This is a genomic window from Streptomyces sp. AC550_RSS872 (genome assembly GCF_019049285.1).
GTDB lineage: Bacteria > Actinomycetota > Actinomycetes > Streptomycetales > Streptomycetaceae > Streptomyces.
The window spans coordinates 1-14,095 of sequence record NZ_JAGMUL010000064.1; the positions used below are offsets into that span (position 1 = coordinate 1).

Below are 14,095 nucleotides of genomic sequence, written 5' to 3' on the forward strand. Positions count from 1 at the left end.
ACCAGCAGCCGCCTGCCGTGAAGGGTCAGTCGGGCATTACGGTGGAACACGAAGGCCTCCGTGCGGTGAAGATTCGATACCTCCACCACACACGGGGGGCCTTCGCCATGATCAAGCCCGGGCAGTGTTAACAACGCTCGTGATCAATACACCTAGGCCCTGTCGTTTGGATCAGCCCGGCTGTGAGGCGCGGCTCCTTTCAGCCGACCCGAGCGGGGCCTGGTGCGTGCAGCTGCAAGGCGGAGGAGGGCGCCAACGCGGAGCGTTGGCAACCGACGACAACGCCGCAGATGCGCGTGCCAGGCCCCGCGACGCCGGGGTGATCCAAACGACAGGGCCTAGTCGTCTGCTGGGCGCGGTCGGGTCGCGAGTGCCGGTGGTCCGTGGCTGGTCGCGCCCACGCGGCGGAGCCGCATATGTCACAGCCCCGCGCCCCTGGGGGTTCCGGCCCGCCCGGACATGTCAGTCCGCCCCCGTAGAATTCACGCGTGGCAGGACGGATCAACGACGAGGACGTGAAGGCGGTACGGGACGCGGTCCCGATCGACGCCGTGGTGTCCGAGTACCTCCAGCTGCGGAACGCGGGGGGCGGGAACCTCAAGGGGCTGTGCCCCTTCCATGACGAGAAGTCGCCGTCCTTCCAGGTCAGCCCGAGCAAGGGGCTCTTCCACTGCTTCGGCTGCCAGGAGGGCGGCGACACCATCACGTTCGTGATGAAGGTCGACCACCTCTCCTTCTCCGAGGCGGTCGAGCGCCTCGCCGCCCAGGCCGGCATCACCCTGCGCTACGAGGAGGGCGGGTACAACCCCTCCCACCAGCGCGGCGAGCGCATCCGTCTGGTCGAGGCCCACAAGATCGCCGCCGAGTGGTACGCCGAGCAGCTGGCGACCAGCCCCGAGGCCGACACCGGCCGGGTCTTCCTCGCCGAGCGCGGCTTCGACCAGGCCGCCGCCGTCCACTTCGGCGTCGGCTACAGCCCCCAGGGCTGGGACCACCTCACCCGCTTCCTGCGCGGTAAGGGCTTCACCGACAAGGAGATCCTCCTGTCCGGGCTCGCGCAGGAGGGGCGCCGCGGCCCCATCGACCGGTTCCGGGGCCGCCTCATGTGGCCGATCCGCGACATCGGCGGCGAAGTCGTCGGCTTCGGCGCACGCAAGCTGTACGAGGCGGACAACGGGCCGAAGTACCTGAACACCCCCGACACGGCGATCTACAAGAAGTCGCAGGTCCTCTACGGCATCGACCTCGCCAAGAAGGACATCGCCAAGGCCAGCCGCGCGGTCGTCGTCGAGGGCTACACCGACGTCATGGCCTGCCACCTCGCCGGCGTGACGACCGCCATCGCCACCTGCGGCACGGCCTTCGGCGGCGACCACATCAAGATCCTCCGCCGGCTCCTGATGGACAACGGCTCGGCCCGCGTCATCTTCACCTTCGACGGCGACGCGGCCGGCCAGAAGGCGGCCCTGCGCGCCTTCGAGGACGACCAGAAGTTCGCCGCGGAGACGTACATCGCCATCGCGCCGGACGGCATGGACCCCTGCGAGCTGCGCCTGGCGAAGGGCGACGACGCGGTCGCCGACCTGGCCGAACCGCGCACCCCGCTCTTCGAGTTCGCGCTGCGCCAGATCGTCGTCCGCTACGACCTCGACACCCCGGCGGGCCGCGCGGCCGCGCTGGACGAGGCGGCGCCCATCGTCGCCCGCATCAAGAACAGCGGCGCCCAGCACGAGGTGGCCGTCCAGCTCGCGGGCATGCTCGGCATCCTGGACACCCAGTTCGTGGTCAAGCGGGTGGCCCAGCTGGCGCGTTGGGCACGGGACCGGGGCGGCCGGGGCCCGGCGTCGACCTCCCGCGACCCGCAGCAGCCGTACGACGCCGCCCCCGCACCCCGCACCTCCGGGCCCGCCCTCACCCTGCGCAACCCCGTCTACGCCACCGAACGCGAACTCCTCAAACTCGCCCTCCAGCGCCCCGAGCTGGTCTCCCCGGCCTTCGACGCGTACGGCGTCGACGAGTTCACCGCCGCGCCCTACGCCGCCGTACGCCAGGCGATCATGGACGCGGGCGGCGCGGAGTACGGCATCCAGGACGCGCAGGAGTACCTGGTCCGCGTCCGGGACGCCGCCCCCGACGACCAGGTCCGCGCGATGGTCACGGAGCTCGCGGTCGAGGCGATCATGCGCAGGACGGTCGACGAGAACTACGCCGGCGAACAGCTCGTCACCGTCCGCCGGCGCGCCGTCGAGCGCCGGGTCCGTGACATCCAGAGCCAGCTGACCCGGCTGGGCGCGGGCGGCGACCCCGCCCAACTGGCCGCCGTACAGAACGAGCTGTGGGTGTTGCAGCAGTACGACCAGGCATTGCGGGGGCAGGGCGCGGCCGCCCTCTGAGCAGGCGGTCACGGACCGGACGCAAAAAGTCACCGCACGCCCCTCGTGGCGGCGATGTGTCGTACTCCACACTGGGTTGCGGTGCCTGAGTCCTCGGAGCGCGGCCGATCCGTTCCCCACGGGTCCCACACCCCCGCGGTTCCGCTCATCGCGTACGGGACGGACAGCGGCGAGGCCGCCGACTCCGCCCTCGAAGCAGCGCTGCCGTACGACTCGGCAGCGATCATCCTGGAGGTCGCCCCCGTGCAGACCCAGACCCTCATCCAGACCGACGCCAGTACCGACGGCACGGAGCCGGACGCGGAGACCGACGTTCTCGTCGCGGTGCCGCCGCAGAGCCGTGTCGCGCACCACCCGGAGGCGGAGCCGGAGGCCTCGCCCGAGCCGGCGGAACCGCCCGCCGACGCCCTGGACGCCGATGCCGCCGAGCCGGTGGAAGCACCGGTGCCGGCCCGCGCCCGTGCCGCCGACACCAGCGCCCCCTCCTCCGACCTGTTCCGTCAGTACCTGCGGGAGATCGGCCGTATCCCGCTGCTCACCGCGGCCGAGGAGGTCGAACTCGCCCGCCGTGTCGAGGCCGGCCTGTTCGCCGAGGAGAAGCTGAGCAGCACACCCGACCTGGAGAGCCGGCTCGCCCTCGACCTGGACCGGCTGGTCGTGATGGGCCGCATGGCCAAGCGGCGCCTCATCGAGGCGAACCTGCGTCTGGTGGTCTCGGTCGCCAAACGGTACGTCGGCCGGGGTCTGACCATGCTGGACCTGGTCCAGGAGGGAAACCTCGGCCTGATCCGGGCCGTCGAGAAGTTCGACTACGCCCGCGGCTACAAGTTCTCGACGTACGCCACCTGGTGGATCCGCCAGGCCATGTCCCGTGCCCTCGCCGACCAGGCCCGCACCATCCGAGTGCCGGTCCACGTAGTCGAGTTGATCAACCGGGTCGTCCGCGTCCAGCGCCGCATGCTCCAGGAGCGCGGCTACGAACCGACGCCGGAGGAGGTGGCCGCCCACCTCGACCTCCTGCCCGAGCGGGTCAGCGAGGTCCTGCGGCTGGCCCAGGAACCGGTGTCGCTGCACGCGCCCGTGGGCGAGGAGGACGACGTCGCCCTCGGCGACCTCATCGAGGACGGCGACGCGGCGTCCCCGGTCGAGTCGGCGGCGTTCCTGCTGCTCAGGGAGCACCTGGAGGCGGTGCTGTCGACTCTGGGGGAGCGCGAGCGCAAGGTCGTACAGCTGCGGTACGGCTTGGCGGACGGCCGCCCGCGCACGCTGGAGGAGATAGGCCGCATCTTCGGGGTGACGCGGGAGCGGATCCGCCAGATCGAGTCGAAGACTCTCAACAAGCTGCGGGATCATGCGTTCGCGGATCAGCTGAGGGGCTATCTGGACTGATGCGGTCTGGGGGCGAGTGAGGGGTGATCGCGCAGTTCCCCGCGCCCCCGAGAGGGGGCGTCAGCTGCACGTCCTCAAGGGGCGCGGGGCTGTATCAATTTGCGGCTCCGCCGCGTGGGCGCGACCAGCCCCCACCGGCCCGCAGCCGCCCCGCGACCCCACACGGCACCCCCTGCCGCGACTCAGTCCACCTCGGCCACCGCCTGCGCGAACTGTGCCTTGTACAACCGCGCATACGCCCCGTCCGCCGCCAACAGCTCCCCGTGCGCGCCCTGTTCCACGATCGATCCGTTCTCCATCACCAGAATCGTGTCCGCGTCCCGGATGGTCGACAGCCGGTGGGCGATCACGAACGACGTCCGCCCATGCGCCAGCTTCGCCATCGCCTTCTGGATCAACACCTCCGTACGGGTGTCGACCGACGACGTCGCCTCGTCCAGCACCAGGATCACCGGGTCGGACAGGAACGCCCGCGCGATGGTGATGAGCTGCTTCTCACCCGCGCTGACCCCCGACCCCTCGTCGTCGATCACCGTGTCGTACCCGTCGGGCAGCGTACGGATGAACCGGTCGGCGTGGGCGGCCCGCGCCGCCTCCTCGATCTCGCCCCGGGACACGCCCACCCGTCGCCCACCACCACCCTTGCCGGAGGCGCTTCGCGCCGCCCCTTCAATTCCAGCCCCGTACGCGATGTTCTCCGCGATCGTGCCGCCGAACAGCCACGTGTCCTGGAGCACCATCCCGATCCCGGCCCGCAGTTCGTCCCGGGACATCCGGGCGATGTCGACGCCGTCGAGCGTGATGCACCCCCCTGACACCTCGTAGAAGCGCATCAGCAGGTTCACCAGCGTCGTCTTGCCGGCCCCCGTCGGGCCGACGATGGCGACCGTGTGCCCGGGCTCCACCGTCAGCGACAGGTCCTCGATCAGCGGCTTGTCGGGGTCGTACCGGAAGGACACGCCCTCCAGCGCCACCCGGCCACGCAGCTCCTCCGGCCGCACACCCGGTACCGGATCAGCCTCCTGCTCCTCCGCGTCCAGGAGTTCGAAGATCCGCTCGGCCGAGGCGACACCGGACTGCACGAGGTTCGCCATCGACGCGACCTGCGTCAGCGGCATCGAGAACTGCCGCGAGTACTGGATGAAGGCCTGCACGTCGCCGAGGGACAGCGAGCCCGACGCAACCCGCAGACCGCCGACGACCGCGACCAGCACGTAGTTGATGTTCGACACGAACAGCATCAGCGGCTGCATCACACCGCTGTTGAACTGCGCCCTGAACCCGGCCTCGTACAGCGCCTCGTTCTGCTCGGCGAACTGCTTCGCCGACTCCTCCTGCCGCCCGAACACCTTCACCAGGGTGTGCCCGGTGTACATCTCCTCGACATGCGCGTTGAGCTTGCCGGTGGAGCGCCACTGCTGCACGAAGTGCGGCTGCGACCGCTTGCCGACCCGCGTGGCGACCACGAACGACAGCGGCACGGTCACCAGCGCGACCAGCGCCAGCAGCCACGACACCCAGAACATCATCGCCAGCACACCGACGATGGTGAGCACCGAGTTGATGAGCTGCCCCATCGACTGCTGGAGCGTCTGCCCGATGTTGTCGATGTCGTTCGTGGCACGGGACAGCACCTCACCGCGCTGACGCTTGTCGAAGTACGACAGCGGCAGCCGCGACAGCTTCGCCTGCATGTCCTCGCGCATCCGGAACATCGTCCGGTTCACGGCCCGGTTCACCAGCCGCGTCGCCACCGCCATCAGCAGACCGGCGACGAGGAACACGACCAGCGCGAACAGCAGTACGTTCGCCACCGCGCCGAAGTCGATGCCCTCGCCCGGCGTGAAGTCGGTGCTGCGCAGCATGTCGGCGATCTGGTCGTCGCCGCGCTCCCGCATCGCCGCGAGGACCTGCTCCTTGGTCATCCCGGACTCGAACTGCCGCCCGACGATGCCCGCGAAGACCAGGTCGGTCGCCGCCCCGAGGATCTTCGGCCCGGCGACCGACAGACCCACGCTCATGACCACACAGAGCAGCAGCGCGTAGATGGTGAGCCGCTCCGGCTTGAACTGCGCGACGAGCCGCCTGCCGGACTCCTTGAAGTCCAGCGAGCGCTGGTCAGGGCCGCCCCCGGCCATCATCCGTCCCATGGGCCCGGCCATCAGGCAGCCTCCGATTCCGTCAGCTGGGAGAGCACGATCTCCCGGTAGGTCTCGTTGTCCGCCATCAGCTCGTGGTGCCGGCCCGTGCCGACGACCCGCCCCTCGTCGAGGACGACGATCCGGTCCGCGTCCCGGATGGTCGCCACCCGCTGGGCGACGATGACGACGGTCGCCTCGGCGGTCTCGCGCGCGAGCGCCGCCCGCAGCGCGGCGTCGGTGGCGTAGTCGAGGGCGGAGAAGGAGTCGTCGAAGAGATAGATCTCCGGCCGCTGGACGAGGGTCCGCGCGATGGCGAGCCGCTGCCGCTGACCGCCGGAGACGTTCGTGCCGCCCTGCGCGATGGGGGAGTCGAGCCCGTTCTCCAGCCGCTCCACGAACTCCTTGGCCTGCGCCACCTCCAGCGCGTGCCACAGCTCCTCGTCCGTCGCGTCCGGATTGCCGTAGCGAAGGTTGGTCGCCACGGTCCCGGCGAACAGGTACGGCTTCTGCGGGACGAGGCTCACAGTCTTCGCCAGCAGCCGGGGATCGATCTCCGACACGTCCTCGCCGTCCACGAGCACCCGCCCGTCGGTCGCGTCGAACAGCCGGGGGACGAGCCCCAGCAGGGTCGACTTCCCGCTGCCCGTCGAGCCGATCACGGCCGTCGTCTCACCCGGCAGCGCGACCAGGTCGATCGCCTTCAGCACCGGCTCCTCGGCACCCGGGTAGCGGAAGCCCGCGCCGCGGATCTCCAGATGCCCGTGCCGGCGCAGCTCCCGCACCGGCGCGACCGGCGGCACCACGCTCGACGACGTGTCCATGACCTCCTGGACGCGCTCGGCGCACACCTCCGCGCGCGGCACCATCATGAACATGAAGGTGGCCATCATCACGGACATCACGATCTGCATGAGATATGCGAGGAACGCGGTCAGATCGCCGATCTGCATGCCGCCGCTGTCGATGCGATGCGCCCCGAACCAGACCACCGCGATGGACGACAGGTTCACCACGGTCATCACGATCGGGAACATCAGCGCGAGCAGCCTGCCGGTGCCCATCGCCATGTCGGTCAGGTCGGCGTTGGCCTTCCGGAACCGCTGCTGCTCGTACTCGTCGCGCACGAACGCGCGGATCACCCGGTTGCCGGTGATCTGCTCGCGCAGGACCCGGTTCACCGTGTCGAGCCGCTCCTGCATGGTCCGGAACAGCGGCCGCAGCCGCCGTACGATCAAGGTCACGCTGATGCCGAGCACGGGCACGACCGCGACCAGCACCCCGGACAGCGGCACGTCCAGACCGAGGGCCAGCACGATGCCGCCCACGCACATGATCGGCGCCGACACCATCAGGGTGAACGTCATCAGCGCCAGCATCTGCACCTGCTGGACGTCATTGGTGGTCCGGGTGATCAGCGAGGGCGCGCCGAAGTGGCCGACCTCCCGCGCCGAGAACGACTGCACCCGGTCGAAGACGGCGGCCCGCATGTCCCGGCCGAGCGCCGCCGCGGTCCGGGCGCCGTAGTACACGGCACCGATGTTGCACACGACCTGTGCCAGCGAGATGCCGATCATCAGGGCGCCGTAGGACAGGATGTAGCCGGTGTCGCCGTTGACGACGCCCTGGTCGATGATGTCCGCGTTCAGCGTGGGCAGGTAGAGCGTGGCGCAGGTCTGAAGGAATTGCAGCAGCACCAGCCAGGCGAGGGGTTTTCGGTAGGGCCTGAGGTAGGTCCGCAGAAGTCGTATGAGCACGCTGCTTCTCTCGGAGTGGGCGGATCGGCGAAGGGGTTTGGTTGCCCTTGGCCCCTATCGTCGAACACTCCACCCGCGTTACCTCAACCGATTAAGCCGTCAGCGCGGCTCCGTACGGCCTTACGGGTACGACTCCTACCGGTCTCTTACGTTCCGCTACGTCGGCCCTACGCCCTCTCTATGACCGGAACGCCCCGGGATGCGTCTGCTCCCGCACCGACACGAACTGCTGCCGCACCGCCTGCCCCACCGCCAGCTCCTCGCCGGGCTCCAGGACCTGCGCGGCCGCGCCCTGCCAGACCGGGGGCGTGTGCGGATCGAGCGTGCCCTGCGACACACCGAGCGCCCAGGCGGCCTGCCGGGCGGCGCCGATCGCCGCGTAGTCCGCGGGCTGCGGTACGACCACCTGCGCGCCGAAGAGCATGGGCGCCGCGGCCTGCACGGCGGGCAGCTCCGCAGCCGCCCCCAGCAGGAAGATGCGCCGTACCTCGACGCCCCGGCCGCGCAGCACGTCCAGCGCGTCCGCGAGCCCGCACAGCATGCCCTCGAACGCGGCCCGCGCCAGATGCTCCGGCTTCATCGACTCCCGCCGCAGCCCCGTCAGCGTGCCCGCGGTGTGCGGCAGACTCGGCGTCCGCTCACCCTCCAGATACGGCAGCAGTACGAGGCCGTGCGACCCCGGGGTCGACTTCATCGCCAGGTCGGACAGACCCTCCAGGTCGGGCACGCCGAGAAGTTCGGCGGCGCCGCGCAGGGTGCGCACGGCGTTGAGGGTGGTGACCACCGGGAGGTGCATGCCGGTCGCGTCGGCCAGGGAGGTGATCATTCCGGAACTGTCGACGAGCGCCTCGGGATGAACGGCCATCACCGACCCGGAGGCGCCGAGCGACACGACCGCGTCGCCCAGCCCGATGCCGAGCCCGAACGCGGCGGCCATGGTCTCGCCCGTCCCCGCGGAGATGAGGAGCCCTTCGGGGGTCGTACCCGCCGCCTCCGCCGGCCCGATCACCTCGGGCAGCATGGCCTGATGGCCGAGCGCCAGCTCCACGAGATCGCTGCGGTAGGCGCCGACGGCCGCGGACCAGTACCCGGTCCCGGAGGCCCCGCCCCGATCTGTGGTCCTTCTCACGGGCCGCCCGAGCAGCTGCCACACCAGCCAGTCGTGCGCCTGCATGAGGACGGCGGCGCGTACGGCGTTCTCGGGCTCGGTCTTGGCCATCCACCGCAGCTTGGTCACCGGCTGCGCGGCCTGCGGCACACACCCCACGGCCTGCGCCCACGCCTCCCGGCCGCCCAGCGCGTCGACCAGATCGGCCGCCGCGACCTGCGCCCGCTTGTCGCCGCCGACCATCGCCGGACGCACGGTGTTGCCCTGCGCGTCGAGCGGGACCACCGCGTTCTGCTGCGCCGACACACCGATGGCCTGCACACCTTCGAGCAGCCCGCCGCCGGCCGCCTCCCCGAGGGACAGCAGCCAGGCCTGCGGATCGACGTCGGAGGGCCGGGACCCGCCGCCGTCCGGTGTGTCCACCGGATGCGGGGCGTACCCCTGCCTGAGCACGGCCCCTGAGTCCGTGTCGCATACGACGATGCGCGTGAAATCGGGCGAACTGTCCAACCCGGCGACTATCCCCATGGCCCAAATTGTGCCGTAGCGCTGCGCCGACTCGGGCCGTGGGCGCCGTAGGGGTGCGTGTGGGTTTTGCGGGTACGGCGCCGTTGTGGCTGGTCGCGCCCCGCGGCGGAGCCGCATATCGACACAGCCCCGCGCCCCTTGGGGCGTGCAGTCCCCGGAGCCCAGGAGGTGCTGCCGATCCGAGCGCCGGAAGACGTGCTCCTACGTGTTGCTGGTGCCCCAGTCGTCTTCTGCGCCTCCGTTGTGGGCGCTGCGTTCACGGAGGGAGCGGACTCGGTCGGCGACGGAGGTGGGGACTCGGTCGCCCACCTTGTCGCTGACCGTGTGGTAGGCCCTGCCCGCGAAGTGGCGGCCCTGCTGGGCGGCCGACTCGGCGGTGTTGCGGACGGCGGGGTTCTGGGAGATCTCCCGGGCCGTCTTCTTCAGCTGCTCGTAGCGCTCGCGTCCGGCGCGTGTGCCGAGGACGTAACCGACGGCGAGTCCGATGACGAACGTGAGCCGGTAGCGCATGGCGGCCACCCTTCCTTGCGTAGGTCCGTGGTGCGGCGTCGGTGCCGGGGGGAACCGATTGGCGGAGCACCCCCCTGCTTGCGCTAATGTATGTGTCGCAGCGAGCGCACGCCCCCTGGCGAATACCCAGGTAGGTACGTTCGATGCAAACGAGACCTTCCTCGGTAGCTCAATTGGCAGAGCAGCCGGCTGTTAACCGGCAGGTTACTGGTTCGAGTCCAGTCCGGGGAGCTCGGTCCTCCGTAGCTCAATTGGCAGAGCAGCCGGCTGTTAACCGGCAGGTTACTGGTTCGAGTCCAGTCGGGGGAGCACGCTGAACGAGGACCCCGTAGGGGTCCTTTTTCATGTTCGGGCTGATCTCCTGGGAACCGTGCACGTCGCAGGGGAGTCCTTGAGGGCATGCGAAGTCGACCATGCGAAGCAGGAGATCGTATGAGCGGCTATGCTGCGGCAGACGGCGCGCACACATGTACGCGACACGCCGCTATGGGGCGGTAGCTCAGCCGGTTAGAGCAGCGGACTCATAATCCGTCGGCCGTGGGTTCGAGTCCCACCCGCCCCACCAGTGGTTACCTGCGCAGGAACGTTCTGAGCTGTGGAAACGCCGGTTTTTGCTGTTGGGTGGCGTGCAGCGGAAGGTGCACGATGGTGCAGCGAGCTGTGCTTCGTGGGCGTCCAGGAAGACGCTTTCATGCCTATGACCTGTGGTTTCTTCCCAGCATTGCCGTGGGGTGTCGATCCGGGATCCCACGTGCCGTCCACCGACCACTGCCGGTGCCGGTGCCGGTCAAGGGTGTCTCGCAGCTGCCAACTGCCCTGGCGGAGACGATCCGATCCGCCGGACGGATGCTGGTGCGGTTGTTCTCTCGGAGCGCCCAGCCATGGGGAAGCCGACCATGGAGGCGCAGGGCCGATCCGGTCGCTGGGGGCGTGAGCCCAGGGGCGGCTGCGACTGCTTTCCGGCGGGTTGGTTCAGGCGGAAGAGCGTTGTCTTTCCGTGCGGATGTCAGGGGTTCGACTCTCCTGGGCTCCACCTGTGATATCCCCTCTGAGCTGCGGAAACGCGGGTCAGAGGGGCTATTCTCGTGCTGACCTGTTAGCAGGGCAGTGCGGGCGGGAGCTTCTAGAGTCCCGATTTGTCGGGGTTTGCAGGCGGTCTGCCTCCCCTGGGGTTCCCCTAGGGTCGTGTGGTGTGAGGGCGTCCGGATAGAGCTCCCGGTGCTCCGACGAGCAGGACTCGCAGGAGGTGGGTGGCGCGGGCGGGGTCAGTGCGGAGTTTGGTGAGGGCCCGCCAGTTCTTGAGGTGGGCGAAGCCGTGCTCGACTGGGCGCGTCCGGAGGCCAGGACCCGGTTGGCCTCCCTTCTGGCCGGTGGTGAGCTTGCGGGCGCGGGTGGCCTTGAAGCCGGTGACGGCCACGGGGTTGTCGGGGTCGTCGTCCAGGCATACAAGCCGAGGTCTGCGAGGGCCCCGAGGCCGGCGGGGGAAAGGTGGGCCAGGAGGTGGTCGCGGCGGGCGACGGTGATGCCGTGGCTGCGGCCGGGCCGGGCGGCCGAGATCCAGATCAGGCGGCCCCGCTCGTCGGTCAGGGCGAGGAAGTGCAAGCCGTGACGGTGGTGTTTGCCGGATTAGTTCGGCCGGTCCGCTGTTCCGGTGCGGCGCTGGGTGGGGACGAGGGTGCCGTCGACCGGCCCGCCCCTCGTACGGGCGGGTTGTGTAGGAGACCTCCGCTTCGACGGTGCGTTCTGCCGGGCGGGAGAGGCCGATGGACGCCAGCCAGTCCGGAAGTTTTGAGGCGCGTCCGCTGGCGTCGACGATCAGGTTGGCGGAGACAACCTGGGCTGTCCCGTTTCGACGCCCGTGCACGCCGATGACCGCTGGCGGGCTGCCGGTGGTGGTCAGGCCGTCGACGCAGAAGTCACCGATGAGTTCTACGTTGTCCAGCTTGAGTACGCGTTCGCGCAGATGCCGTTCGAGGAAGGGTCGGTTGAAGGACTGGACGTTGTCTCCGGTGGTGGCCATGGGCGCCCATCCGTACGGCAGCAGGATGCGCTTTGCCTCCCCGAAGTCCTGAATGGGTACTCCCTCCAAGGACATCTGTGCACGCAGGCCGGGGAAGATTTCGTCCATCGCCAGCGCGCCGCGCTCAAGCATGTAGTGGGGGTGGTGGCCCTGCGGGGCCCCGCGCCGCAAGGTGGTGTCCGTCGCAATGGCGTCACGGTCGAGCAAGGTGACACGGCCGAAGTGTTCGGCGAGGACCTTTGCTGCGAGCAGGCCGGCGATGCTGGCCCCGATCACAAGCGCGTGATCGCGGTCCGAGTACTGAGGTGTGGCGCTGGCTTGGAGCATGAACGACCTCCCGGAGACGTCCGTGGCGCACAGGACTCGGAATGGGTGTGGAGCTGGCTTGCCGTGTATGGAACGGGCCTTGCGCTCCGGCCTTCCCCGGGAAGGGCTCGGGGTCGCCGGTGCGCGGCGCGTGGTCAGGCTCCGAGACGTCGGTGGCGGTGGCTGTAGGCGCGTAGTGCGTCGATGAGGTCGGTGCGGTCGAAGGCGGGGCCATTGCCGGTTGCAGAAGTAGAGCTCGGACAGGGGCGCGAGTCACTCACTGACAGGCAGGAAGAACAGCTCCTCCAAGTCCGCCTTGCCTGCCCGGATATCACCCGGGCCTGTGACCTCGCCTGCACCTTCCGCGAGCTGGCTCGCCATTGCCGCGGCCACTTGCTCATGGACTGGATCCGTCAGGCCGAACAAGACTCCCCGCCGCCAGTGCGCCGTTTCGCCGGTTCCTCCGCCAGGACCTCGATGCAGCGTCTGCGGGTTCGTTGCAGGCGCGTCGGCGGCGAGGGCCAGGGCGTGTGCAGCAGTACGGCCCGGCTGGTGTGCGGGCCTGCCAGTGGCGGTGGTGGTCCGGCTCGGTGAGGGGCGAGAGTGAGGTGGCGCAGTCATTCCTTGATCCCTTTGGCGACCGGATGATGCTCCTGGGGCGTGGCTCGCGCAGCCTGGTGAGCGCGTGCTCTCGCGGCCCTTGCCCGGTGGGGAAGGCATGGGCGGCCAGGGCGGGGTCGAAGATCCGGGGGTCGGCCGTGCCCTCCCGGCAGCCTTGGGGATGCTGGCGGCCAGTGCGTAGGCGACGGCCTTGTCCAGTGCCTCCCTGGCGCCCGCAAGCAGGGAGGTCAGCACTGTGCCGCCTCACCGGTGCTGGGCGGGCGGGGTCGTGGGTGCTGCGGTCTCAGGTAGTTGCTGCCACCACCAGGCGATCGAGGTGAGCGCGGGCGGTGGCCCGGGGCTGACGTCCGCGGAGGTGGTGTCGACCCAGATCTGCTCCAGCAGATCCTGATGTCCGGGTTTCAGCCCGCGTCGGTAGTGCGGCATGTGCACGTGGTACTCCACGTTTCCCGCGATGAAGCGCCCCAGGTCACGTAGATAGTGCCGCAGTCCGTCTGAAGCCTGTTCCTGGGTGTGGTCCCTCAGCCGTACGAAAAGTGCCATGATCTGGTTGCTCAGGGCCAGTGCGCGGGTCAGCGCCTCTTGAAGGTCGCCGTCGGTCTCGCGGGCCAGCACCGTGACTGCGTTGATGTCCGGCGAGTGACTGGCCTCCTCCTTGGCCCACGTATGGACGTCGTTGTGCAGGCCGATCAGCAAAGAGGCCATTTCCGTGAGTGCTCGCGCCTGCGCTGTGGCCAGTTCCTCTCCGTCAAGGCGGTAGCCGTGCACGATCTCGTACAGCGCCGAATAGGCCGGAACGAACGTGGCACCCAGCCGCAGGGTCGCATATTCGTTCAGATCATGCTTCTCGCCGTCGTCCAGCAGCGAGCGCTGCCAGGCCCCGCAGAGCATCCCACGACGCAAGCTCTCCGCGAACCGGGCCACCTGAGAGGGCGTCGCGCACCGTGAGAGCCGGGCGACAAGGTCAGCCAGGGCCACGCCCAGCGGCGAGCCATCCAGTGGCGCCGCCTCGGGCGCCTCGGCAGGCCGAACCAACTGGGCCAGCAGCACGGTCGCCTTGGCGGCGTCCCCGGCACCGCCGGGCAGGTCGATGTAGTCGTCCAGTGCGAAGACCCAGGCGTTGAAGTCCGCGGCGATTTGGAGCTGCTCCAGCGGCGCGTCCGGGTAGAGCATCGACGTGCACCGGCAGATCCACACCGAGAAGTCCAGCCGGTCTTGATCCGACGTCACGCTGTCCAGCCTGTGTCGGCGAATCCATGCCGCTGTCCGATCTTCGACCTCTGGGCCCAGGGGGTTGTGCTCTGTCGGGATCGGACTCCACAACC

8 protein-coding genes and 3 tRNA genes are annotated in these 14,095 nt (G+C 69.5%); 5 read left to right on the plus strand and 6 right to left on the minus strand.

What is annotated here, in order from left to right; genetic code table 11:
* The first annotated feature begins 488 nt into the window (after window positions 1-488).
* Both dnaG and KUM44_RS26575 read left to right on the plus strand, forming a co-directional pair.
* Window positions 489-2,393, plus strand: a complete 1,905-nt coding sequence (dnaG, locus tag KUM44_RS26570) for a DNA primase (RefSeq protein ID WP_217211762.1) — start codon at window positions 489-491, stop codon at window positions 2,391-2,393.
* Window positions 2,394-2,474: 81 nt separating this feature from the next.
* Window positions 2,475-3,782 (plus strand): RNA polymerase sigma factor, encoded by a 1,308-nt coding sequence (locus KUM44_RS26575; protein ID WP_217211764.1) that lies wholly within the window; start codon window positions 2,475-2,477, stop codon window positions 3,780-3,782.
* Window positions 3,783-3,964: 182 nt separating this feature from the next.
* On the opposite strand, the gene KUM44_RS26580 is transcribed toward KUM44_RS26575, so the two are convergent.
* From KUM44_RS26580 to KUM44_RS26595, 4 genes are all read right to left on the minus strand, one after another.
* The gene (locus tag KUM44_RS26580) at window positions 3,965-5,944 is read right to left on the minus strand and encodes an ABC transporter ATP-binding protein (protein WP_217211765.1); all 1,980 of its coding nucleotides are present in this window, start codon (window positions 5,942-5,944) and stop codon (window positions 3,965-3,967) included.
* A complete protein-coding gene (locus KUM44_RS26585) occupies window positions 5,944-7,677 on the minus strand; it encodes an ABC transporter ATP-binding protein (RefSeq protein WP_217211767.1) in 1,734 nt (577 codons plus the stop codon). Before KUM44_RS26585 ends, KUM44_RS26580 begins: the two co-directional genes overlap by 1 nt.
* A gap of 178 nt (window positions 7,678-7,855) precedes the next feature.
* A complete protein-coding gene (locus KUM44_RS26590) occupies window positions 7,856-9,313 on the minus strand; it encodes an FGGY-family carbohydrate kinase (RefSeq protein WP_217211768.1) in 1,458 nt (485 codons plus the stop codon).
* A 201-nt stretch (window positions 9,314-9,514) separates the two neighbouring features.
* Window positions 9,515-9,823 (minus strand): YtxH domain-containing protein, encoded by a 309-nt coding sequence (locus tag KUM44_RS26595; protein ID WP_217211771.1) that lies wholly within the window; start codon window positions 9,821-9,823, stop codon window positions 9,515-9,517.
* A 158-nt stretch (window positions 9,824-9,981) separates the two neighbouring features.
* Here KUM44_RS26595 and KUM44_RS26600 point away from each other — a divergent pair.
* From KUM44_RS26600 to KUM44_RS26610, 3 genes are all read left to right on the plus strand, one after another.
* Window positions 9,982-10,054 (plus strand) — tRNA-Asn (locus KUM44_RS26600).
* Between the two features lie 5 nt (window positions 10,055-10,059).
* Window positions 10,060-10,132: transfer RNA gene (locus KUM44_RS26605), tRNA-Asn, on the plus strand.
* A 179-nt stretch (window positions 10,133-10,311) separates the two neighbouring features.
* A tRNA-Ile gene (locus KUM44_RS26610) sits at window positions 10,312-10,388 on the plus strand.
* Window positions 10,389-10,900: 512 nt separating this feature from the next.
* Here the strand turns inward: KUM44_RS26610 and KUM44_RS47650 are convergent.
* Together KUM44_RS47650 and KUM44_RS26620 are read right to left on the minus strand one after the other, a co-directional pair.
* Complete coding sequence (locus KUM44_RS47650; protein WP_217211773.1) at window positions 10,901-11,425, minus strand: transposase family protein; 525 nt, start codon at window positions 11,423-11,425, stop codon at window positions 10,901-10,903.
* A 1,588-nt stretch (window positions 11,426-13,013) separates the two neighbouring features.
* Window positions 13,014-14,000, minus strand: coding sequence for a hypothetical protein (locus tag KUM44_RS26620; protein WP_217211778.1), 987 nt, complete (start codon window positions 13,998-14,000; stop codon window positions 13,014-13,016).
* Window positions 14,001-14,095: the final 95 nt, after the last annotated feature.